27 protein-coding genes and 1 pseudogene are annotated in these 22430 nt (G+C 44.2%); 18 read left to right on the top strand and 10 right to left on the bottom strand.

Annotation, left to right across the window (positions count from 1 at the left end; genetic code table 11):
- Positions 1–91 precede the first annotated feature (91 nt).
- Positions 92–1756 carry a hormogonium polysaccharide biosynthesis protein HpsL gene (gene hpsL, locus QUB08_RS26960; protein WP_333228712.1) on the top strand — a complete coding sequence of 555 codons (1665 nt, stop codon included), beginning with the start codon at positions 92–94 and terminating at the stop codon, positions 1754–1756.
- A 137-nt stretch (positions 1757–1893) separates the two neighbouring features.
- Here the strand turns inward: hpsL and QUB08_RS26955 are convergent, their stop codons facing one another.
- The 4 genes from QUB08_RS26955 to QUB08_RS26940 all read right to left on the bottom strand — a co-directional run bounded on the left by QUB08_RS26955 (position 1894) and on the right by QUB08_RS26940 (position 5316).
- Positions 1894–3294 carry a DPP IV N-terminal domain-containing protein gene (locus QUB08_RS26955; RefSeq protein WP_333228710.1) on the bottom strand — a complete coding sequence of 467 codons (1401 nt, stop codon included), beginning with the start codon at positions 3292–3294 and terminating at the stop codon, positions 1894–1896.
- Positions 3295–3317: 23 nt separating this feature from the next.
- Positions 3318–3764 carry a hypothetical protein gene (locus tag QUB08_RS26950; protein ID WP_333228708.1) on the bottom strand — a complete coding sequence of 149 codons (447 nt, stop codon included), beginning with the start codon at positions 3762–3764 and terminating at the stop codon, positions 3318–3320.
- Positions 3761–4633, bottom strand: a complete 873-nt coding sequence (locus QUB08_RS26945; RefSeq protein WP_333029965.1) for a ParA family protein — start codon at positions 4631–4633, stop codon at positions 3761–3763. The genes QUB08_RS26950 and QUB08_RS26945 overlap by 4 nt, the downstream gene beginning before the upstream one ends.
- Positions 4634–4770: 137 nt before the next feature.
- On the bottom strand, positions 4771–5316 hold the full coding sequence (locus QUB08_RS26940) for a hypothetical protein (protein WP_333228706.1): 546 nt from the start codon (positions 5314–5316) through the stop codon (positions 4771–4773).
- Between the two features lie 33 nt (positions 5317–5349).
- Here QUB08_RS26940 and QUB08_RS26935 point away from each other — a divergent pair, with 33 nt between their 5' ends.
- Together QUB08_RS26935 and QUB08_RS32210 are read left to right on the top strand one after the other, a co-directional pair.
- Complete coding sequence (locus QUB08_RS26935; RefSeq protein ID WP_333228723.1) at positions 5350–5772, top strand: tetratricopeptide repeat protein; 423 nt, start codon at positions 5350–5352, stop codon at positions 5770–5772.
- Positions 5773–5837: 65 nt separating this feature from the next.
- Entirely contained in the window at positions 5838–6122 is a 285-nt protein-coding gene (locus QUB08_RS32210) for a tetratricopeptide repeat protein (protein WP_445300957.1), read from the top strand.
- A gap of 65 nt (positions 6123–6187) precedes the next feature.
- Here QUB08_RS32210 and QUB08_RS26930 read toward each other — a convergent pair whose 3' ends face one another.
- From QUB08_RS26930 to typA, 3 genes are all read right to left on the bottom strand, one after another.
- Entirely contained in the window at positions 6188–6454 is a 267-nt protein-coding gene (locus tag QUB08_RS26930) for a Txe/YoeB family addiction module toxin (protein ID WP_333093428.1), read from the bottom strand.
- Positions 6454–6675, bottom strand: a complete 222-nt coding sequence (locus QUB08_RS26925) for a hypothetical protein (protein ID WP_333093429.1) — start codon at positions 6673–6675, stop codon at positions 6454–6456. The genes QUB08_RS26930 and QUB08_RS26925 overlap by 1 nt, the downstream gene beginning before the upstream one ends.
- A 107-nt stretch (positions 6676–6782) precedes the next feature.
- Complete coding sequence (gene typA / locus QUB08_RS26920; protein WP_333228704.1) at positions 6783–8573, bottom strand: translational GTPase TypA; 1791 nt, start codon at positions 8571–8573, stop codon at positions 6783–6785.
- Between the two features lie 56 nt (positions 8574–8629).
- On the opposite strand from typA, the gene QUB08_RS26915 reads away from it, so the two are divergent.
- The 4 genes and pseudogenes from QUB08_RS26915 to QUB08_RS26900 all read left to right on the top strand — a co-directional run bounded on the left by QUB08_RS26915 (position 8630) and on the right by QUB08_RS26900 (position 11794).
- Complete coding sequence (locus QUB08_RS26915; RefSeq protein ID WP_333228702.1) at positions 8630–8764, top strand: hypothetical protein; 135 nt, start codon at positions 8630–8632, stop codon at positions 8762–8764.
- Between the two features lie 81 nt (positions 8765–8845).
- A pseudogene (locus QUB08_RS26910) lies at positions 8846–9173 on the top strand (type II toxin-antitoxin system RelE/ParE family toxin).
- A 4-nt stretch (positions 9174–9177) separates the two neighbouring features.
- Entirely contained in the window at positions 9178–9546 is a 369-nt protein-coding gene (locus QUB08_RS26905; RefSeq protein ID WP_333228700.1) for a transcriptional regulator, read from the top strand.
- A gap of 58 nt (positions 9547–9604) precedes the next feature.
- On the top strand, positions 9605–11794 hold the full coding sequence (locus tag QUB08_RS26900) for a pentapeptide repeat-containing protein (RefSeq protein WP_333228698.1): 2190 nt from the start codon (positions 9605–9607) through the stop codon (positions 11792–11794).
- Between the two features lie 33 nt (positions 11795–11827).
- Here the strand turns inward: QUB08_RS26900 and QUB08_RS26895 are convergent, their stop codons facing one another.
- Complete coding sequence (locus QUB08_RS26895) at positions 11828–12268, bottom strand: hypothetical protein (protein ID WP_333228696.1); 441 nt, start codon at positions 12266–12268, stop codon at positions 11828–11830.
- A 236-nt stretch (positions 12269–12504) separates the two neighbouring features.
- On the opposite strand from QUB08_RS26895, the gene QUB08_RS26890 reads away from it, so the two are divergent.
- Positions 12505–12717 (top strand): helix-turn-helix transcriptional regulator, encoded by a 213-nt coding sequence (locus tag QUB08_RS26890; RefSeq protein WP_333055443.1) that lies wholly within the window; start codon positions 12505–12507, stop codon positions 12715–12717.
- A 69-nt stretch (positions 12718–12786) separates the two neighbouring features.
- Positions 12787–13008, top strand: coding sequence for a helix-turn-helix transcriptional regulator (locus QUB08_RS26885; protein ID WP_333228694.1), 222 nt, complete (start codon positions 12787–12789; stop codon positions 13006–13008).
- A gap of 26 nt (positions 13009–13034) precedes the next feature.
- Here the strand turns inward: QUB08_RS26885 and QUB08_RS26880 are convergent, their stop codons facing one another.
- Positions 13035–13178, bottom strand: coding sequence for a hypothetical protein (locus QUB08_RS26880; protein WP_333228692.1), 144 nt, complete (start codon positions 13176–13178; stop codon positions 13035–13037).
- Positions 13179–13233: 55 nt separating this feature from the next.
- On the opposite strand from QUB08_RS26880, the gene QUB08_RS26875 reads away from it, so the two are divergent.
- The 4 genes from QUB08_RS26875 to QUB08_RS26860 all read left to right on the top strand — a co-directional run bounded on the left by QUB08_RS26875 (position 13234) and on the right by QUB08_RS26860 (position 16842).
- Complete coding sequence (locus tag QUB08_RS26875) at positions 13234–14067, top strand: M15 family metallopeptidase (RefSeq protein WP_333228690.1); 834 nt, start codon at positions 13234–13236, stop codon at positions 14065–14067.
- Positions 14068–14285: 218 nt separating this feature from the next.
- Positions 14286–14864, top strand: a complete 579-nt coding sequence (gene coaD / locus QUB08_RS26870) for a pantetheine-phosphate adenylyltransferase (RefSeq protein ID WP_333228688.1) — start codon at positions 14286–14288, stop codon at positions 14862–14864.
- Complete coding sequence (locus QUB08_RS26865; RefSeq protein WP_333152517.1) at positions 14747–15433, top strand: DivIVA domain-containing protein; 687 nt, start codon at positions 14747–14749, stop codon at positions 15431–15433. Before coaD ends, QUB08_RS26865 begins: the two co-directional genes overlap by 118 nt.
- 356 nt (positions 15434–15789) lie before the next feature.
- Positions 15790–16842 carry an acyltransferase gene (locus tag QUB08_RS26860; protein ID WP_333228686.1) on the top strand — a complete coding sequence of 351 codons (1053 nt, stop codon included), beginning with the start codon at positions 15790–15792 and terminating at the stop codon, positions 16840–16842.
- Between the two features lie 14 nt (positions 16843–16856).
- Here QUB08_RS26860 and QUB08_RS26855 read toward each other — a convergent pair whose 3' ends face one another.
- Positions 16857–17588: a TIGR04283 family arsenosugar biosynthesis glycosyltransferase gene (locus tag QUB08_RS26855; protein WP_333228684.1), complete on the bottom strand. Its 732-nt coding sequence runs from the start codon at positions 17586–17588 to the stop codon at positions 16857–16859.
- A 222-nt stretch (positions 17589–17810) separates the two neighbouring features.
- On the opposite strand from QUB08_RS26855, the gene ubiG reads away from it, so the two are divergent.
- From ubiG to QUB08_RS26830, 5 genes are all read left to right on the top strand, one after another.
- Positions 17811–18659: a bifunctional 2-polyprenyl-6-hydroxyphenol methylase/3-demethylubiquinol 3-O-methyltransferase UbiG gene (gene ubiG / locus QUB08_RS26850; protein ID WP_333228682.1), complete on the top strand. Its 849-nt coding sequence runs from the start codon at positions 17811–17813 to the stop codon at positions 18657–18659.
- A 639-nt stretch (positions 18660–19298) separates the two neighbouring features.
- Complete coding sequence (locus QUB08_RS26845) at positions 19299–19625, top strand: cupin domain-containing protein (RefSeq protein ID WP_333228680.1); 327 nt, start codon at positions 19299–19301, stop codon at positions 19623–19625.
- Between the two features lie 162 nt (positions 19626–19787).
- The gene (gene fldA, locus QUB08_RS26840) at positions 19788–20300 is read left to right on the top strand and encodes a flavodoxin FldA (protein ID WP_333228678.1); all 513 of its coding nucleotides are present in this window, start codon (positions 19788–19790) and stop codon (positions 20298–20300) included.
- 126 nt (positions 20301–20426) lie between these two features.
- On the top strand, positions 20427–21170 hold the full coding sequence (locus tag QUB08_RS26835; protein ID WP_333228677.1) for an alpha/beta hydrolase: 744 nt from the start codon (positions 20427–20429) through the stop codon (positions 21168–21170).
- A 245-nt stretch (positions 21171–21415) separates the two neighbouring features.
- The gene (locus tag QUB08_RS26830; protein ID WP_333228675.1) at positions 21416–22324 is read left to right on the top strand and encodes an alpha/beta hydrolase; all 909 of its coding nucleotides are present in this window, start codon (positions 21416–21418) and stop codon (positions 22322–22324) included.
- Positions 22325–22430: the final 106 nt, after the last annotated feature.

The raw sequence follows: 22430 nt of genomic DNA, 5'->3' as shown, positions 1-22430 counted from the left end.
AGGCAACTAAATCCCTCTTTCTTCTTCCCTCATTCTTCCCTCCTTCTTCCTTCTTCCCTTCCTCTTCCTTCTTCCTTCTTGCTTCTGCTATATGTTGAAAACCAAACGCAAATCCAAGAAATCCAAACACAAGCACAGCGAAAAAACAACAGCGCTAAGCAAAAAAGAAGTAGCTGCACAAAAACGCAAAATTTCAGAAAAGCGCAATGAATTGGTGCAGGCGATCGCCATAAGCTGCTTAGTCAGCGTTGCTCTCAGCATTCCCCTGTTGTTCGTAGTCGGCCCTAAGATTGCTATTGCAGGAGGCGCCGCCGCAGCCATCTTGCTGCTTTCCTACAAATACCCCCGTCAAGCTTTGTGGACTTTTCTAATTTACCTGCCTTTCAGTGGTACAATTACCTACGCCATTGGCGGCGGGAATGCTGCATTTCAAGTAGCCAAAGATGCTTTCTACATACCAGCCCTCATCGCCCTAATTCAAAGCTGCAAAAAGAAACAGTTGCCCCTGTTCATTCCCAAACAAATGCTTTCTACCTTCAGCATCCTGTTGATGATGGCAATGCTGACTTTAATTTTTGTGAACGGGGAGATGCAGCTCAACCCTATGAAAGGCGACAAACCAATTCTGCAAGGAATTCTCGGCTTAAAAGTATTGATAGGTTACATACCGCTGATTGCTTGTACCTATTATCTGCTCCGCACTAAGAAGGATTTGGTATTTTTTAGTCGAATGCACATCGTTTTGGCGATCGTTTGCTGCCTTCTAGGTTTGATTCAGTACCTGTTGCTGCAAAGTGGAAAGTGTGCGGGAACCAGAGGAATGACCGGATCAGAATTATATAAAGCAACGCTGCAAGCTAGATGTTTTGTCGGCGGTTCTTTGGTGTTCAGTCCAGAAGTCAAGTTTGTCCGCTTGCCGGGAACTTTTGTCGCGCCTTGGCAGTGGGCGTGGTTTTTAATTTCTAATGCTTTTTTAACCTTTGCCTCTGCCTTTTGCGATCCTTCCTTCTGGTGGCGAGTTATCGGTTTATTTGGCATGGCATTAGTATTTGCCAATGCAGTTATTTCCGGTCAAAGAGCTGCTTTAGTTATGGTCCCCGTTGCTACAGCCATCCTGCTAGTTCTCACCGGTCAATTAGTTAATTTAAAACGATTTATTCCCGTCGGTGCCGGACTGGCGATTCTGCTGTTTGTCGGTGCAGCTATTAACCCTGGAATTATCGAGCAGCGGTGGGAGAGTTTTGTTAACCGCTGGAATGCTGCACCGCCCCAGCAGTTTCTCTTTAATCAGTTCGAGCAGAGCAACAATTTTATCATTGACAGACCTTTCGGTAAAGGTGTGGGACGAGCCACTAATTCAACGCGAATATTTGGTGCCACGCAGTTAATTGAAACTTTCCAACCTAAGTTGATCTACGAACTCGGTTATCCGGGAATGATTAGTTTTCAGATCATGCTTTTACACTTAGCTTTTTTAACTTTTAGAGCTTACCGATCTGTCAAGGACAAAAGTTTGCGAAGTTACGGAGCTAGTTTTTGGGTGTTTGTTGGATTTATTACGATTAATACTCAATACTATCCGCTGGATGTAGATCCAGTGTCCGTGTATTATTGGGTTTTAGCTGGGGCGATTTTAAAGTTGCCCAAAATTGATAAACAGGTGCAGGATGAAAAACACGAGGAACTTGAGTCAAGTGAATTGCAAGTTCACCAGCCATTAAAGGAGAAAAAAATTATTGCATCTTCCCCAATTTGAGAAGAGTTTTGAGTGTTGAGTTTGGTGGATTGTTTCTTGTTCAGTAACCCGCTTTCGCTCCGGGGTAATGCCAATATAGCCCTTGTGAATTTATCTGTGCTAAAACCCACCCCTATAGTATATTTTTGCTCTTAACTTTACTGCGGTTGCCAAACCGGATTGCTAGCATTCAAATCCTTGTCGTTTGTCAATTTAGTCAAGGCAGAACCGTCCCGATTAATTACATACAAGTTGCTTTTGTCGCCTTGGATCTCATTAAAAGCAAAAGCAATTTGCTGGCTGTCAGAAGACCAAGCTAATTCAAAAATTCCAGACAGTTCTAGCCGAGGAGCTAGTTGATTTAGCTGGTCACCCTTAGCATTGATTGTGTATAGTTTTTTATTGTTGAAGTCTCCCGCCAGGAAGGCAATAAGTTGGCCATCGGGCGACCACGAAAGTTCGTTGTAGTTTCCTGGTTTTTGGGTGAGGTTCTTGGCTGTCCCCCGGTTAATATCAAGCAGGTAGATATCCTGCTTTTCCCCGCTCAAATCGCCCGCTTTGCCCCCATAGTAAACAATGCGGCTGCTATCGGGCGACCAAAATAGTTGGCCGCTATAAACCTCATTTTGCGGGTTGTTAGTGAAATTTTTGATGTTGCTTCCGTCGGCGTTGATTGTGTAAATTTGCTGTTTGGGATAAGCGCCGAACAAGAAAGCAATTTTTGTGTGATCGGGCGACCAAACAAGTTCGCTAGCGGATGTATAGTCGCCGGGACTGTTGGTTAATTTAGTCATGCCCGAACCGTCGGCATTCATTTTGTAGATATTTTGATCCTTGACAAATGCTACCTGCTGGCCGTCCGGTGAAATGTAAAATACCGATGAAATTTCTGTTTTAGCCGGTCGTCCTCCTAGTTCCCAATTCCGAACTAATTTACTTCCTTTAATACCCAAAGTGTCGCTCGTATAAAGTGATTGACTGCCGGGAGAATCTGAGGTAAAACCGTCGCAAGAACGGGCAAAAACAAGTTTTTGGCTGTTGGAAAACCAAACTATTTTAAAATTAGCTGCTTTGCAAGACTCCCCAGCAAACTGTTTAGTTAGCCCGGAACCGTCAGCCTTGACTGTATAAATGTCAGTGTCTCCGCTGACGAAAGCCAGCCGATAGCCATTGGGCGACCAAACTAGCCTGTAGCTAACATCTATATTGGGTGCAAGTTGGCGGCGGGCCCCGTTAGTATTGACCACAAATAAATTGTTTCTAACCTCGCTGTCGCGCCTCTGGAGGGCGGAAAACGCTAGAATCCTTGGTTTTTGGGCTGCGGGTGTTCCGGGGCTGTGAATGCTCAAAAACAAGCTGATTAAGAGTGTTAGTGAAAATAGGCCGATCGCACTTATCGGCCATAATTTATGGAAGCTGAAAAGTTGCAGAATTTGCAACAAGTTTTTCAGGGGCGGGCAAGATGCCCAACCCCTACTCCCCACACTCAACTTAAACTCTTGTGGAACGGGCATCTTGCCTGTTCCATATCGCAGCGGCAAATGCAAGTTAAAACGCATTTTATCGATTCCTCTGCTAATTTTTAAAGTGTTTGTCTGTCGATATGTCTCGACAGCCTCAAACTCTGTTTAATTCTACCAATAATTAGCTCGAACATTTTTTTGCGGGACGGATTCTTGCTGCTGGGCGGCATCCCTAACTCGCAACACATCAAGTTCAAGTCAGTTGCACTCATGGCCAACAATTTTTGCCTCACCTCTTCTTCATTACCCTTCTTAGCTTGTAAACGCAGTTCTTCATAAACTTCTAGAACATTTCCAGCCGATAAATTAGCAGGTTTATTAACATCAGCACCCCTGGGAATATCCGAAGTTTTTGAGCCAGCAGAAATCACTCCCCGCTTAACTTGAGTCTCAAGCCGGGTTAATTTTCGAGCAACGTCCCGCAAGATTTCCTTAAGTTCGCCAATTTCCTCAACTAACCCCCCGCTTTCTTGTTCGGAAGCAGCCAAAATTTCTTTTTTACTCATTTCAGATACTCCTCACACTCGCGCCATAGTTTTTCAAATTCTCTAACTAATTCTCGCGGCAGTTCTCCCTCATTAATCGCCCGTTTTAGCCCGACGCTTTCCCGAATCGTCGATTCTAAAAATCTAACTTCTATGTTATTATCTTTTGATATCTCATCGCAAAGTCTCTTTACTTCTCTCATGTAAAACTGAACTTCATTTGTCAGCAATCCGCCATAGGTTTTAGCTTTATTCATAAAGACTGCTATCTTGGGAAACGGATAAGGCTCAATCCGTTTCTGGAGCGAGTTTAAAACTAAACTCAATCCCCTAGAACCAAAATAATCGGGATTGACGGGAATTAATATTAAGTCGCAGCAAGAGAGTACGCTGTAGGTGAGGAGACTGAAGGAAGGCGAACAGTCAAAAAGCATCAAGTCGTATTTGGGGAGATTGGCAGAGTTGGCGATTTTGCCGATGAATCGGCGGATGAAGTCTTTAACACTTTTTCCCTCAAATCCATCGATATCTAACCAATACAATTCTTCAACTGAAGGGACAAAATGCAACTGTTCGTCAATCTGATAAATGGTGTCGAAACCAACAGGAAATTTAAAATTCTGTCCGGCTTTTTTAAAGACTTCTAGAGCGTCGTAAATTGTAAGTCTATGCTTGAGAGATTTTTCGTACCATTTACCAAACTTATCATCTAAATGACCTGTATTTTCGTTAAGTCCGATCGCCTCTGTGAGCGACATTTGCGGATCTAAGTCTAACATCAAGACTTCTAAGTCGGTTCCTTGGGATATAATATTTCCCAGACTCCAAGTGACGGTAGTCTTTCCGACACCGCCTTTGAAGTTGATTACGGCTATTGATTTTGGACTCATGGCTGGCTTTGTTTGGATTTTGCTCAATTTTTTATTAAAACATAACGATCGCCCAATTAGCGTTTGCTAAGTATTATTACTCGAATAATGGCGCTCGCCTTGAGTAGGCGATCGCCAGATTAACAGGGAGTCTCTTTTTAGAAAAGAACGTCAGGAAACTGGAAAACGTGACTAGCAATATTCCGCACCTTTGCTAATGGAACAGGTAATCCAGTTACACTGTAGCCTCGATTTGGTACTACTTTCTGCGGGAGTTCTGGGTGTTGCTGCGAAACTAACAATCTAAATTTACCCGGTTCGACGACCAATATCTCCTGTTGAGGAATGAAAAATATCCAGAGATCGGCTTGCGAAGTCCATCCCCAACAGGGACGGTTGCGATCGTCAGAATCTTCAAAAAACAAGTTTCCAGTTTGCTTGGCTTTTATATCAGTCTTGTACTCAGCAGTTGCGGTTGAACCGTTTGGGCGAATTAGTACGCGGTCAATACCTGCTTTCTGATACTGTGGCAAATCTGAGACATCCTCAATGCGATAGCCATGAATCTGCAACCACTTGTCTACGATCGCCTCTCCTGTCTTTCCTACTTTCTTTTGAGTTTGGAAGTCGTATTCCTGTTTTTGGGAAAGCGGGGGTAGTTGCTGGGATAATTTGGCTTCGTTGTGCTGATTGTTGTTGTACATGATTAATTCCGTCAGCTAAGTTTTGAGTAGTGAATCACTACATCCCTCAATAACCGGGCTCTTTTTCGTGCTGAACTAGGAAACGATTCGGGAGCAATTGAGGATTACACAGATGCGATATTGCTCAATCCTGATTGTGCACTTTTTCACAACAACCGGGGTATTATTTATTCTAAATTAGGTGATTCCCAACGAGCGCAGGCAGATCACAGCCAAGCAATTAAACTAAATCCTAGCTATGCTCAAGCCTACAATGACCGAGGTATTAATAATTTAGACATAGATAATGTGGAAGAGGCACTTAAAGATTTCACCCAAGCAATTAAACTAAATCCTGATAATGCCCTTGCTTGGAATAATCGAGGTGATGTCTACTTATTGAAATTAGACTATCTGCAAGGAGCGCTTGAAGATTACACCCAGGCAGCTAGGCTGAATCCCAATAATGCTAAGTAACCACACAAAATTAATTACATAAAGACTCCTTGCAAGGCTTGCGGTTTCAGTAGAAATATTGTGTAATTAATTCTGCACACCTACTTATAACCTTCTATAACCTGGGAGTTATTCACTCTAGGCTGGGGAACCAAGAGAAAGCGCTTGAGGATTTTACCAAGGCAATTCAGCTTGAAGGAGACTTTGCCCAAGCTTATCAAAACCGAGGTATTGTCCACTATGAATTGGGCTATTGCCAAAGAGCAGAGGAGGATTTTTTCAATGCTAAAAATTTATATCGTAGGCATGGAAAAGAAGAAAATTACCAAAAGTTACTTGATATAATAGAAGAACTTCAGCAAGAAGATTGAGAGCGATCGCATTTAGTAAAGGGATAAAAAGAGCGATCGCTACATTACTTAAAGCTTCAAATATACTATTCACTGTAATGATTCTTACAAGCTGCGATCGCAATTTCTTCATCCGTAACTTGGTAAACCAAACGATGTTCGTTATCAATGCGCCTCGACCAAAAACCACTTAACTCGTATTTCAGAGGTTCAGGTTTGCCCAATCCTTCAAAAGGCGATCGATCTATATCTTTAATCAATTCTACAATTTTGCGATAAATCTTTTTGTCTAATTTTGCCCATTCATTAAAATCTGCAAAAGCAGAAGATTCAAAAATAATTCTTCTACTCATTACAAATCCTGTAAATCGACTTCAACTAAATTTTGTCTGTCTTTAACATTTTCAATAGCTTTCAACAGTTTGTTTTTATTGATTTCAGATTTCAAAAGATATTCGGTTTCATCGCATTCTGAGACAATTATTTCAATCTCTTTATCTCCAAAAATCGCTTTGATTTGTTCTAAAAATTTACGATCTAGTTCGCTGGCTTTTAAACGATAAACTGTTGACATCGTTTTTACCTATTTTTGATTGCGTTAAAATGATTAATATTGTCTTTAAATACAGTAGTTTGAAGTTGACACTAAGGGCTGGCAATTTTGCCAGCCCTCAAATTGTTTTAGCGTTTCACCAACTTCTTAGAAACCTTCCGCAAGCGAATTGATTTCGGTGTTACTTCCACCAATTCATCCTGGCCGATGTATTCCAAAGCACGTTCCAAACTCATATCGACTGGTGCTTGCAATTGCGCCAATTCTTCACCGCCAGATGCGCGGTGGTTTGTCAACTGCTTCGACTTGCAAATATTCAGCTCCATGTCTTCATCTCGGTTGTTTTCTCCGATAATCATCCCTCTGTAAACCTTGGTTCCGGGGGTAATGAAAAATACGCCACGGTCTTCAGCATTTTTCAGTGAATAAGTAGTTGCAACTCCTTCTTCAAAGGAAATCAATACTCCGTTGCGACGGGCGATAATTTCTCCACCGAGGGGGCGATAGTCGAGGAAGCTGTGGTTCATAATTCCAGCGCCGCGAGTCAAGCGCATAAACTCGCCTCGGAACCCGATCAAGCCGCGGGCGGGGACTGAAAATTCGATTTGCGTGCGACCGGTGCTGCTGACGTGCATATCTTGCATTTCTGCTTTCCGCTGACCGAGGCGTTCGATGCAGCCGCCGACTGCTTCTTCGGGTACGTCTAACACCAAACATTCAAAGGGTTCGCAGGGACGACCGCCGACTTCGCGGAAGATTACTTGCGGCTGGGATACTTGAAATTCGTATCCTTCGCGGCGCATATTTTCGATCAGGATTCCGAGGTGGAGTTCGCCACGGCCGGATACGAGGAATTTGTCGGGAGATTCGGTTTCTTCGACGCGCAAGGCGACGTTGGTTTGGAGTTCTCGCATTAGCCGATCGCGAATTTGTCGCGATGTTACCAAACTACCTTCTTGACCGCAGAACGGCGAATCGTTCACAGAGAAAGTCATCTGCAAAGTTGGTTCGTCTACTTTGATTAAAGGCAGCGCTTGCGGGTCGTTGGGGCAGGTAATTGTCTCGCCAATATACGCATCAGCAAAACCAGCAACGGCGACAAGATTACCAGCAGAAGATTCTGGGATATCAATCCGCTTCAGGCCTTCAAAGCCCATCAATTTGGTAATTTTTGATTTGACAAGCGCGCCGCTTTCGGTGATTAAGACTGCTTGTTGACCGATTCTAATCGTGCCGTTGTGGATGCGGCCGATGACGATGCGACCGACGTATTCTGAGTAATCTAAGGTGGTTACTTGCAGTTGTAGTGGCTTGTTGGGGTCGCCTACGGGGGGTGGTACGTGGTCGAGGATTTCTTCAAAGAGGGGCTTCATATCTACCCCTTCGTCTTCGAGGTGTTTTTTGGCGTAACCGCTTAAGCCGGAACCGAAGAGATAGGGAAATTCGCACTGATCGTCGTCAGCACCTAGTTCAAGGAACAGATCCAAAACTTTATCGACGGCTTTGTGGGGGTCGGCTCGCTCGCGATCGATCTTATTCACAAAGACGATCGGGCGCAGTCCTTTTTCTAGGGCTTTTTTGAGCACGAACCGGGTTTGCGGCATCGGGCCTTCGTTGGCGTCTACGATCAGCAGACAGCCGTCAACCATGCCGAGAACTCGTTCGACTTCTCCGCCGAAGTCCGCGTGTCCGGGGGTATCGACGATGTTGATCAGGGTTTCTCCGTACCTGACAGCGGTGTTTTTGGAAAGGATGGTAATGCCACGTTCGCGCTCGATGTCGTTCGAGTCCATGACGCAATCTGGGATTTCTTCCCCTTCGCGGAAGATCCCGGACTGTCTGAGGAGAGCGTCCACAAGGGTGGTTTTGCCGTGATCGACGTGAGCAATGATGGCGACGTTGCGAATGGGAAGACTCATAATGCGTCTGGAACGTTAAACGGATCTAACTAAAGATTTCTTAATAATTGTAGCGCATGGAGTCAAGGGCCGATCGGTCGCGGCTGCCAGATTGGAGTGCGATCGTCGCTAGAATCAAGATTATGGAAGCGCAACCGAGAGAAATTGAGCGTTACACCACGCCTGACGGCAGAGTTTCTTTTGATCGGTGATCTTGAGTTGGCCCAGGTGAACAAGGTTGGATAGGGGGCGATCGCCGGTATTAAGATCAGGGTGCAAGTACGATCGACTTTATGGAAGTACAACCCAGAGATATTCAGCAGTATCAGATACCTGATGGCAAAATTCCTTTTTCGGAGTGGTTGGAATCTCTCCCTTGACTTTAAAGGCAAAGCCAAGATTGTTAAAAGGCTTGAGCGGGTTAGCGAAGGCAATCTGGGAGATTCTCGATCGCTGGGAGAGGGAGTCTGGGAATTTAGGATTGACTTTGGCCCGGGCTACCGCGTTTATTTTGGACAAATAGAAACAACTATAGTGCTTCTGCTGTGTGGCGGAGATAAAAGCACTCAAGAGCAAGATATTAGCACAGCTAAGAAATATTGGAGAGAATACAGGAGCTGAGAAAATGCCTAAAAGCGTACCTTACCATCCGTTAAAAATTAAATCTCTCAAAGACCCCTTATTTGCTGTGGCTTACCTCACAGAGATACTTGAGGAGGAAGAAGGAGATTTGGAATTAGGAATCATGCGAAAAGCACTTCGAGATGTATTTGAGGCTCTGGGCGAACCAAATATGTCTGCTGAAGAGGCTAAATTGCATTTGGAAAAATTAGATGTTTTGTTGTCGGGAGAAGGAAGTGCGACAATTTATGCTTTCGCAAGTTGGCTGAATGCTCTGGGATTGAAGTTAACTGTTGTGGTTGATGAAGGGGATAAACGGGAAGAGAAAGATTCTGTTGGTGGTGCTGAGTTGGCGGAAGTTGGTAATATTTGATGAGTCGCCCATTTCCCGAACATGGCTTTTGAAGTTTTTTTGATTTGAGGGTAGCACTATGTCAGAAACCGAACTAGATTTAGTATCAATAGCCACGAGAGTATTGCAGCTTGAAGAAGAGCAAGTTATTCTGAAAAAATATCTAGCCAAACTTAAGAGGCAGTTAGAGGCACAGGAACAGCGATTTAACGATCGCCCTGAACCGCAAATGCTAGAAAGTTTGACTGCTGAAATTGCGTCCCTGCAACAGCCGTGTGATTTGGGAAATGGCGATGTGTCTGTCATTGCTGAGCAGCCCATCGAGCTTGACACCGAGACAGAAAAGCCAAAGTCAGACTTTCAGTATCAGTTAGTATGCGATCGTCCCAACAGTCGCGCTGTGTTGATGGAAGCCCTATCACTAGCTCAAGAGCGGCTGATTATTGTTTGCCCTTGGCTCAATTGTAACAGCATTAATGATGAATTGCTGCCAAAATTTAGGGATTGCTTGAACCGAGGATGTTTGATAAATATTGGGTGGGGTTATCTGGGCGATCGGCAAAATATTGGCAAGGGATGGCGCTACAATGCTTTGGCAGATTTGCAAGAATTAGCCAGCGAATATCCCGATAAATTTTGTCTCTCTTTATTGGGAACTCACGAAAACTTTTTAGTCTGTGATTCTAGTTTTGCCATGTTGGGTAGCCATAATTTGCTGACTAACAACGACCAAAGTGCAGAAAAAGAAGTGGGAATTCGCACGACTGACTGCCAAATTGTCAAGCAATTAATTGAGCGATTTGAAAGCACCGAAGTATTAAATGAGGAGGAGATAGAAAGGCGGTTTGTAGCGAGTTCGGATTACTTGGATCGAGCAGATTATTTGGAAGGATTGGCGGCGGATGCTGAAGACATTGCTTTAGAGGATAGCTGTGAGGATGTGGAGGATGAGTCTGAGGAATGTCGAGAACCTGTTGTTAGTGTTGAGGAGTTTTTGCGGCGTTACAGTGAGGGAGAAAAGGATTTTACAGGGATTAATTTAGCTGGTGCTGACTTGAGCGGAAAACTTCTAACTTCTGGTGGTATTAATTTGAGTAATGCTAATTTGAATAAAGCCAAGTTGAAGGGAGCAAATTTGCAAAATGTAAATCTTAGGGGGGCAAATTTGAAGGGAGCAGATATGAGAGATGCTTTTTTTAAGAACACAAATTTTAGTCAGGCTAATTTATGCGGTGTTAACCTTTCTAAGGCTAATTTATCCAGCGCAAATCTGCATCAAGCAAACTTGGTAAATGCCAACCTTTCTCAGGCTAATTTAGTCAATGCCAATCTGAATCAAGCAAACTTAGCCAATGCTAACCTTTCTCAGGCTAATTTATCCAGCGCAAATCTGAATCAAGCAAACTTAGCCAATGCCCACTTTTCTCAGGCTAATTTATGCTCAGCTAAATTAGAAAAAGCCAATTTAAGGAAGGCAATTTTAAGAGGAGCGAACCTGGAGAATGCAAATTTCAGTGAGGCTGATTTGAATGGTGTAAACCTCAGCGGATCTCAAATCTGTCAAGATTACCCAACAAAATTCACAACTGCAAACCTGGCTGAAGCTAACTTAAGCGGGCTATGCTTGAGGGAAGCAGACATGAGAAATGCTGATTTGACGAATGCAAATCTGAGCAATACTGACCTGTTACAAGCAAATCTTGATGGAGCCAATCTCAAGGGAGTTCAGCTTCAAGGAGCGATTTGCAATCAAGCAACTTTATTTCCTGTTGATTTTGATCCTGTGAAAGCTGGTGCTTATTTACTTGCTCCTTATGTATCGCTGCAAAATGCCGATCTAACTGGTAGGGACTTGAGCAGGGTTAACTTGATGGGAGCCGATTTACAAGGAGCTAATTTGAAGTCGGCACAATTGAATAGTTCCGATTTGAGGGATGCGAATTTGAGTGGGGCCAAACTTCAGGGAGCAAACCTTTATTACACTAATTTGAGCCGAGCTAATTTAAGACAGGTTAACTTGAATGATGCAGAATTATCTGAGGCTGATTTAACCACAGCAGACTTAACCGAAGCTGATTTGCGGCAAGCATATTTAGATCTTGCAAAACTGCGTGGTGCTGACCTAATTTCAGCAGATCTCCGCGCAGCAAACTTAACAGAAGCAGACTTATCTGGCGCTAACTTAACGGGTGCAAAAATAGGGGGAGCAGACTTTCAAGATGCTACGCTGACTGGTGCAATTATGCCAGATGGCTCTACTCACGAATAAAATTAGTTAAGGGGTTTGCTAAACGAACTCTACTCAAAAAGCCTCAATACACTCTTTCATCAGACAATAAATGTTCCGCAGCAACTGCACCTGCAATTCTGACAACCCTTGCTTAATCTTACCTACTAATTTGCCCCAGTTGTAGAGTTCTTCCACACTACGAGACTGGCGAAATTTCCCCTCATAAAAATCTACCCAAAATATCGGTGCTTGATGTTGGCTGCTTCTCCAGCGTTTCCGCCACCGAATGCAATCTTGCAGCGTCGGCGGTTCGACTCCTAAAATTGGTGGCATATCTCCGTAGCTGACAAACCGACTGATCCCAACTCCCACAACGTGGATGACGTAAGCCCAGCAGCGAATGTCCCGAATCTGTTCGGGCTTGACTTTCAAGACTTTGGCAACTGCTTCTTTGGTGACAAAGCGAGCAAGTGGATTTATTTGCTTGGCTTCTGAGTTTTGTTTTGGTATCATGGTTGGTGACTCGGTGACTCCGACTTGTTTGGGGTGACTGCGACTTGTTTGGGGTGAATCCGACTTGATTTTGGGTGAATCCGACTTTTTGTTGGTGAATCCTACTTTTTGTTGGTGAATGCCAAATTGTCGGTCATTAGAATAAATAGCTGTTCGCTCTTCAGTTTTCGAGGCCGGGGGGCGATCGCTATTTATGATGTAAATATTTTAAGACCAATACTGGCCTGTAGTCAAGAATGGGATTGATTAAGTTGCGGATTCGAGAGCTGGCTGCCGAGAAGGGTTGGACTTTGACAGAGGTTTCTGAGCGATCGGGAGTTCACTACAGCACGCTTAAGAATTATGCTCGTTCGCCCGGGTTAGCAACCGTTGACGTTACTCATTTGCAAAAATTAGCTCGAACTTTTGACCTGTTGATTGAAGATTTGTTTGATGTTGTGGAAGATTAGGCCCCGTCCTGCGGTTGCGGTGGTCGGCGCTTTCAATCTCATATATGCTATAGGTGAAATTTCACCCTAATGTCAAGAGGCGAATTGGTTAAATTGCGGATCAGAGAGTTTGCTGCTAGGGAAGGCTGGACGCTGAAGGAAGTAGCCGATCGCTCTGGAGTATCCTACAATACTGTTAAAAGTTATGCCCGATCGCCCGGTATGGCAATGGCTGACATCAGTGCTCTGCTAAAATTGGCCCGGACGTTTGATGTGTCGATCGAAGAATTGTTGGATTTTGTCGAACAGTAACAAATTACACTTAAAATAAACCAGCGCTACCAGCGCCAACCAGTTCGACCTCGCAGGGACGATCGACTGTGGGCCCAAGCAACAGATGCGAGAGTTGGCGGATGGGACAGGGCGAAGTGTGAAAGAGATGATATATTCTCAGCGCGAATTGTAGCTGTTCGATCGCCCATATCGGTCTACAATTTGTAACGTTGAGCCTTATTGAAGTGCAGGAGTGGAGCTGGCTTGGATAACGCTAGTCTGTCAAGAAAACCCCCGCAAGCCTCGGAGCTTGTCGCCGACGAAATTCCAGAAGCAGTGCGAGATCACCCATACCCAGAAGCAGGGCAGAGTCAGTCTAAGAAAAAAGGGCTGATTTGGAAACTGCTAGGGTTGGCCGCCTTAGCCTTTGGGGTCAGCATCTGGCTGCACCTCAACTTTAACTTGTTCCCAGCCACCAGTCAGGCAGAGCAAACTCAACAAGACTCAGCGCCCACCAGTTCCGCGTCTCCGTCTGTCGCGAGTCCAGCTACCACCTCCAAAGCCACCGCCCCCGGCATCCCAGAAAACCTGCTGGGACACTTGCCGTACCCAGAAGCACCAGCAAAAGACTTGGTAAGCGTCACCTCCGACGGTAGCGTCAAACTCCGCACCTCAGCAGCAGCAAAATATCAGGAAATGGTCAACGCCGCAGCGGCATCAGGCATCTATTTCGCTCCCATATCCGGCTTTCGCTCCCTGCAAGACCAACAGCACGTATTTTTTGACGTGAAAGCCGAACGCAGGCAAAACGCCAGCAAGCGAGCCGAAGTCAGCGCCCCACCAGGTTACAGCGAACACCACACCGGTTATGCGATCGACATCGGCGACGGCAGCGCCCCGGAACACAACCTCAGCCCCAGTTTTGAAAATACCGAAGCATTCAAGTGGTTAGAAGCCAACGCCGTCGCCTTCAGCTTTGAAATGTCCTTCCCCAAAAACAATCGCCAAGGCGTCAGTTACGAGCCTTGGCATTGGCGGTTTGTGGGCGACAAGCAAAGCCTCGAAACTTTCTACAAAGCTCATTCCATGAAAAAGTAGAGGGAAGAAGGAAGAGGGAAGAAGGAAGAAGGAAGAAGGAAGAGGGAAGAAGGAAGAAGGAAGAGGGAAGAAGGAAGATTTTCCACATCTCCCACAGCCCCACTCTCCCACTCTCCCACAGCCCCACTCTCCCACTCCCCCACTCCTCCACTCCCCCACTCCTCCACTCCCCCACTCCTCCACTCCCCCACTCCCCCTCACTCCGTTGAGCCAAACTCGTGATTGCAATCTATCCAGGCAGCTTTGACCCCATTACCTTCGGTCACGCAGACATTATCGAGCGGGGATCTAAACTGTTCGATCGGGTAATTGTTACCGTAGTCAGAAACCCCAGCAAAACCCCTCTGTTCACCGTAGAGGAACGGATCGAGCAGATCCTGCGCTCTACCCAACACTTGCCAAATGTAGAAGTAGACAGTTTTGAGGGTTTGACAGTAAACTATGCTAAGATTCGACAAGCCAAAGTGCTGCTGCGGGGGCTCCGGGTATTAACAGATTTTGAAATGGAACTCCAGATGGCCCACACCAATAAAACCCTTCTGGGTGAAATTGAAACAGTTTTTTTGGCAACTTCTAACGAGTACAGCTTTTTAAGTAGTAGTGTAGTTAAAGAAATAGCCAAGTTTGGTGGCTCCGTAGATCATCTTGTTCCGAAACACGTCGCCCTAGATATTTACAAATGTTACGCCAGCAGGAACCAACTCGCATCGAACCCGATAGTACCGGACGCGGCACTGAGAACGAATCACCTCAGAACACAGCCACCTTCGGAGATCCCACCCGAACCGCAGGAGTAGACATCCAGCGGGAATTGAATCGGCTTGAGGAAATTGTTCTCGACAGCCCGCGAATTCCTATGACCAGACGCACTCTGGTGGATGAAGAACAGTTGCTCGATCAGTTAGACTTGGTGAGGCTAAATTTGCCGATCGCCTTTCAGGAAGCCGAGACGATCATCCGGCACAAGGACGACTTGCTTCAAGAGGCGGAACTTTACGCTCAGGAAGTGATAGAAGCAGCAGAACAGCGAGCTGCAGAAATTTTAAACGATATGGGGCTGCTTCAGCAGGCGAAGATAGAGGCAGATCAGTTGCGGCAGCAAGTTTTGCTCGACTGCGAGGCAATTCAGCAGGCGACGCTGGCGGAAGTCGAACAAATTCGCTACCAGGCTCAAGAGGAATTGGAAGAGATGAGAGTCAGGGCGATGGCTGAATGCGAGGAAATTCAAAACGGAGCCGATGATTATGCTGACCAAGTGCTCGATAATATCGAGCACAAGTTGAGCGATATGCTGCGCGTGATCCGCAACGGGCGCGAGCAGTTGGATAGTGTTTCTGCGTCGCACATCCATCACAACAACGGTTAGCCAACAGTGAACTCATTGCTTGAACATTTCTAAAAGTCTACCTAATTTAGGTAGATTTTTTTTCGCAATAGTCTCTATAGTCTTTATTCCTCAGTCCCAGCACTGGGTGACTTATTTTTTGCAGAGATAAGTTTTGTGAAGATCGGAGCAAATATAACCTTTTATGCTATTGTACTCCTCATACCAAATCCGGCTTAAAGACCCCCTTTATCTCTTAGTCCCCCTTTGCTGGGACGAAAGTTTGACTCTATGCAGCGGTTTCAACCGCCGAATGATAAAAGGTGTAGCAAACGGGGATTTGGTATCAGACAAAAAATTCCTAACTTGATTCAAATTTTGACAATCTAATTGTTACCATGCAAAAAGTTTCTAATCGGTTCGCTGAATTTGATTTGATCCGAGCTTTAGCCATCGTCAGTGTTGTGATTACTCATGCTGGGTTCTTTACATTTCGCGATCGCAGAATTCTATTTGTCGCGATCGATACATTTCAACTATTTTGCGTACCTGCATTTTTACTGTTGAGCGGTTTTTTTCTCACCAACAAACTGGAAAATCAAAATAATCCCGCACTGGTAGTCAAAAAAAGACTGTCCAAAATTATACCCCCTTATCTGTTTTGGTCAGTAGCTTTGTACATCTTAAATAATTTGGGAGAACTCCAAAAATTTGATTTACTTTCATTACTCAGAGATATCTTGACGGGTTCAGTGATGCCTCCCTATTACTTCATCGTTGTGATTATTCAATGCTACGGCTGGTGGTGGCTTCTCGTGAAATTAAGATTTTTAGAACCCAGAAAAGTTTTGGCTTTGGGCTTAGCAATTCAAGCAATTTTTACAATCTTCTTCTACTTAACCGCTTTCCAATACATATCAATACCTCTACCTTTGATGGAGCGCTGGATTTTTAGTTGGATTTTGCCATTTTCAACAGGTCTATTTTTGGGTAGCTCGTATGACAAAATTCAACCCGTTCTTGAACGTAAAAAAATGCCAATTTTAGGGACAACGATTCTTTTTTATCTAGCTAGCATTTGGGAATATTACCTGAAAAGTGGAGTTAATTCGGAGACATGGTTTCTCCGATCGTTTTTTAAAATATCTTCTCAAGGATACGCAATTTTCTTCGTATTATCGATCCTCGCATTTTCTAAGAGTATCGCACTTCCCAGTAGAGTATCTGGGTTAGTCAAAATATTGGCTGCTTACTCATTCCCTATATATCTCCTGGATGCGACAGTAGTGAAATATGTGTTGTTACTGTTTTATAAGTTTATTGACCCGGTAAATCCCCTGCTGAAGCTCGGCTTTTTAGTTACGGGGACTTTGTTAGGTTGTTGGGCGATTATTTATCTGTTGGAAAAAGTTTTGCCCAAAAATTACAGGTCGTACATTTTGGGAATTTAATCAAATTTTGTGTTTCAGCGGATGTCTTCATAAAACTGCTGGAGATACCTTGGGGAAACGCCAAAACCCCACAAAAAACCAATCGCAAGATAGATCGCAATTGCTTTAAATTCGCCCCAATTCGCCACTCGCCGATCGCTACTTTCCACTACCCGATTGACTAACTTAAGTCTCCCCCGTCGCACTAACTTCAAACACAAATCCGCTTCCTCCATAATTGGCAGCGCAGCATCGAAACCCTCGCATTCCCAAAAATCGGTACGGCGACAAAAAATAACTTGGTCGCCAAACAGCAGGCGCAATCCTTGGAAAAATAAATGAGGTCGAAATAACAGCGGCGCGTAATAAGTTTTCAGGTAATTGTGGAGAGAAAAACCCCATCTAGTTTGCTGCGAACCAGCCATAAGGGAGATAAACCCGCCGCCGGAAATTTCGGCATCGGACAATGTTTTCTGGATGACTGCTACAATGTCGTCGGGAACTAAAGTATCGGCGTGGAGAAAGCACAGAATTTCACCGGTGGCGACTTGAGCACCTAAGTTCATTTGCACGGAACGTCCGGCTGTACTGCTAGAAATAACGCGGGTGGCGGCGGAAAGTGCGATCGCCACTGTTTCGTCTTGACTGCCGCCGTCTACCACCAACACTTCCCAAGCGGGAGGATTAAGGATGCTGAGTTGGCGGAGGGTGCGTTCCAGACAAGTCGCTTCGTTGAGGGCTGGGATGATAATAGAAACGCGATCCATCTGGTTGAAATTTATGCCAGAGATATTATAATAAAAAACTGTGGCGATTCACAACTAACGATAAAATAGAACTTACGCGCGCGGATTCAGAAACCCGGTGTCTGCCTGCGAACTCGTCACGAAACCTCAGAATTTTAACAAAAATTAGGTTTATGGGCGTCCTAGAAAATCAAGCCAAAGTGAAATCGCCATCTATATTTTCCACTAAGCAGGACTGAGAAAATGGTGCAGAAAACAGAAGTAAAAAATGATTTAGAATTTTACGACGAAAATGCTGATAATTGGTGGGACGAAAATGCTAAAATTTATGCCTTATACCATCTAAACAAACCCAGATTTGAGTTTTTCGACAGACACGCGACTAATTGGCAAGGGCTGAAAACCTTAGATGTCGGGTGCGGGGGCGGCTTTTCTTGCGAGTTTATGGCCCAGAGAGGTGCTATTGTTTCTGGAATAGATCGATCGGAGAAATGTATTGTAGCTGCTCAAAATCACGCAGTTACCAGCGGTTTTGAGATTGACTACAGGCAAGGTTTTGCCGAAAATATGCCCTACGAAGACAATACCTTTGATGTTGTAATTTGCGTGGATGTTTTAGAACACGTTGCAGATTACAAACAAGTTGTGTCAGAGGTTCACAGAATTCTCAAGCCCGGAGGAATGTTCTTTTTCGATACCATCAACCGAACTTTTTCCTCGCAAGTGGTGATGATTGGCCTGATGGAAAATATTTTGCAAGAAATTAGGCGGGGGGTTCACGATTGGGAAAAGTTTATTACCCCGGAGGAACTGTCTGCGGTAATGCGAGATACGGGTTTTGGGAATATTGAAATTAAAGGTTTTGATATGTTTGGAGAAATGGGTTCTGTTTTAGCCCAGATGCACGGTTTTTGGGGGAATTTTACACGCGGAAAGCAGTTGTTTCCTTCCGGGGCAGTTTTCAAACAAGCGGCTCAACTTTTAACAGTTAATTTCGCTAACTATATTGATTACAAAAAGTCTGGGTTGTTTAAAATCCAAATCAATGAGGATACGTCGATTATGTATGTTGGCGTAGGCGCGAAGAATTAGTCGGTTGATTGTTGATTGTTGATTGTTGACAATCAAGCATCCAGGATACCCGCCACGTGATTCATCCGTCCAGAAATAAAAAACCTGTATCTGATGAAACTTGCCCCCCGGATTTATCTCGCGCAAGTCAATGCTTCAATTCTAAAATCTAAAATCTAAAATCTAAAATCGATTGACTGTTGTCATTAGGGGCGAGTTTGAGACGGATTTGGGCGATCGACAAATCCGGCTCAAACCCGCCTCTATTGCATTTTTTAGGGTACGCACGCAGCGGTACACCTTATCCTGTTGAGTGCAATACACATATTCCGTAGGCACGGTGCTGTATCCTTACTATATTGCGGGCAATTGAGAATTGCTATTTTGGCGAGCGTGCTACAAATGTAATTTAAAGAATTAATTGCAAATAATTACTAACTATTTTTTAAGTTAAGCCCTTGCGTCGCGCTGTCTTAGCGTCCACAAACACCGCTCCGTGTGAATTTGGGGCTGCTTGTGCTGAGTGTAAACCTAGTATGACAGCATTATGTAACAAATCTTAATGCTTTACTCTTGAAAATTTATCTAAATTGCATGGTACTTATTGAATATTAATTGCAATAAGTGCCGGAAGTTAACAGTACCTGGAGGTCAATCACCGTGACAGCAGCAATAGTTTCCGCATCCGCCGATCGAATCAGCGACGGACAACCCGCCGACAGCCAAAAACTGATGAGTTTGAGTAAAAATTCCGAAATACCTGACCTCGATAACTCCAAAGATGTAACCCTCGCCGTCTTAGAAGGAGGGGGAACTCTCACGGTGTGGGATCGAACAGTCACTTTAAAACCCGGAGTATTTGTGTTTGTACCCGCAGGCATCCCGCGCAGTCTAAAAGTACAAACGACGCTGAATCTGTTACTAATTGACTGCGAAGCAGACCCCGACATGAGCGAGTCAGCTTGGTTGATGAATTTTCAAATTTAACCCAATGAAAAAACAGTGTCCTTGCTGTCTTGACTCCCTGATTTCTCAGGTGCGCCACAATCGCGTCTACTGTTTTTGCATGAATTGCAGGCAGGAAATGCCAAATCCTGACTCAAAAAAAAGAAATCTCAAACCCTGTCAACTTTTACCTTCGGAGTAACAATGTCGAAATCAATTGGTCTTTTCTACGGAACTACAACTGGCAAAACTGAGTCTGTGGCTGAAATGATTCGGGATGAATTTGGTGGCGATATCGTGACTTTGCACGAGATAGGCAGCATTGAAAATGATGATTTTGCTGAATACGAATGTCTGATTATCGCCTGTCCAACCTGGAATATCGGCGAACTGCAAAGCGACTGGGAAGGCTTTTTCCCAGAACTTGATGATATTGATTTTAGCGGCAAAAAGGTGGCTTATTTGGGAACTGGCGACCAAGATGGCTACCCGGATAATTTTATGGATGCAATGGGCATTCTGGCTGAAAAAATTTCGGAACAGGGCGGCGAAACAGTCGGTTATTGGTCGGTAGAGGGCTATGATTTTAATGAATCTAAAGCTGTAGTTAATGGCAAGTTTATCGGTCTTGCTATTGATGAAGACAACCAATCCGATCTGACGGAATCGCGGATAAAATCTTGGGTAGCTCAACTCAAGAAAGAATTCAGTTTATAGACTTGACGGTAGGGCGGGTTTTGTAATGAGATGATGCAGGAAAATCTGAATAACGCACTCAACCCGCCCCAAAAATTTAGCAGATAAATTATGATGGTTAATCACTTGATATCCAACTTAAAATAGATGAAATTTAGTTCAGATGACGTGCTTTGGTTAAGTGTAAGTCCGAGTTTACAATTTTTCGATCGCTGGCTGCTTTCTTACTTAAATGATTCTGTACCAGTGCAAATATGGGAATACCAACAAACTGAAGATGAAGCTTGCTCTTTAGATATAGCTGTTGAACTTTTGCACGATTTTTTAACATTGCGCGATCGCCCAATTCATCTAATAGGTCACAGTACCAGCGGATTAGTTGGTTTAATGTATGCGCGCCGCTATCCTCACAAAGTAAGTTCTTTGGGGCTTTTATCTGTCGGTTTGCCATCTGCTATTAATTGGCAAGCAGATTACTATACATATCTTTCAGCTTTTCCCTGGAGCCGCAAACAAGTTTTGAATCAAATCGTTGGCGATATGCTGGGATGCCAAAATCAAATTATCAATCAAAAATTCATATCATATTTTGAAGATGACTTAGCCTGTTCTCCTTGTCCTCACTCCTTATTTAGGATTAGTAATCCCCGCGAGCAAGGTGTAGAAGTACCTTTGTTAATATGCAGCAGCAAAACTGATTTTCTGGTATCTCCTGTTGTCATGCGTCGCTGGTCGAAATTTCTTAAAAAAGGCGATCGGCTTTGGGAATGTCAAGACGGCAGGCATTTTTTTCACCACTTCTATCCAGAACAAGTAGGTGAAGAAATACTTAATTTTTGGCTATCTCTACACAGCCGCCAAGCAATTTTAAATTGGAGGAAAAATTTTTAGGTTGGGATTGCTATTCTTTGTTAAATGTAGATTAAATAGGAATTATTGGGAACGATTATCAAATATTTTAACATCAGGTTAACAAACTCAGCCTTAGCCGGGGCCGAGGGATACTTAGTATCGATCGAATTTTAAGGTATTGCTCGCCCCAACTCCTCAAATAGCGATCGAGCAAGCATATATACTTAAATGTTAGGGCGGACAGAGTGGCATCGCCCCTACCGATTCACAATTTATCAAGAATTATGCCAGCAAGTTTTCTGCCAAAATCGATCGCACAACTCACAGAATCTACCTCAATTGCCTTAGCCCAAAGCATTCAACGCGAGGCAATTACAACTCCCCTCAGCCAGCAGCCAATTGCCACAACCTACGTGCGCCAAGGCAGCGGCAACACACCAATTTTGCTAATTCACGGCTTCGACAGTTCCTTGTTTGAATTCCGCCGCCTGTTGCCGCTGCTAGCTGCCGAAAATGAAACTTGGGCGGTTGATTTGTTGGGTTTCGGGTTTACAGAAAGAGCGACAGGTTTGGCATTCAGCGCGAGGGCAATTGAAAGTCACCTTTACTATTTTTGGAAAACGCTAATTTCGCAGCCTGTAATCTTAGTCGGTGCTTCAATGGGAGGTGCAGCAGCAATTGATTTCACTCTCAATTATCCCGAAACTGTCAAACAATTAGTGTTAATAGATAGCGCAGGTTTTGCCATCAGTTCTAATAAGGGAAAATTTTTAATTCCTCCTTTAGGATATCTGGCAACTTCATTTTTACGCAATCCCAAAATTCGCCAGCGAATTAGTGTCAATGCTTATTTCGATAAAAATTTGGCTTCTCTAGACGCTCAAACTTGTGCTGCTTTACACTTGGAAATGCCCAACTGGAATCAAGCTTTAATTGCGTTTACCAAAAGCGGCGGTTACGGTGGTTTTGGGGAAAAATTATCGCAAATTCAGCAGCAGACGCTGATTTTGTGGGGAAAACAAGACCGGATTTTGGGGACGGCGGATGCGGAAAAGTTTGCCAGGGCGATCGCAAATTCTCAACTAATTTGGATACCCGACTGCGGGCACGTTCCCCACTTAGAAAAGCCACAAACTACCGCGCAGCATATTTTAGAATTCATCACAAAAAGCGGACTCACGCAAAAAAATTAAACCTAGGGTGCGCTGTGGCGCACCTTACATACAGCACTTCCGGGTGTTATGAGGTACAATAAGAATAGATTAAAAAAATACACCAATGAAAGCATATTCAGTAGAT

The organism is Microcoleus sp. BR0-C5 (assembly GCF_036705045.1).
Taxonomy (GTDB): Bacteria; Cyanobacteriota; Cyanobacteriia; order Cyanobacteriales; family Microcoleaceae; genus Microcoleus.
The sequence above is the reverse complement of the archived record's forward strand: the minus strand, read 5'-3'. Positions and strand labels throughout refer to the sequence as shown.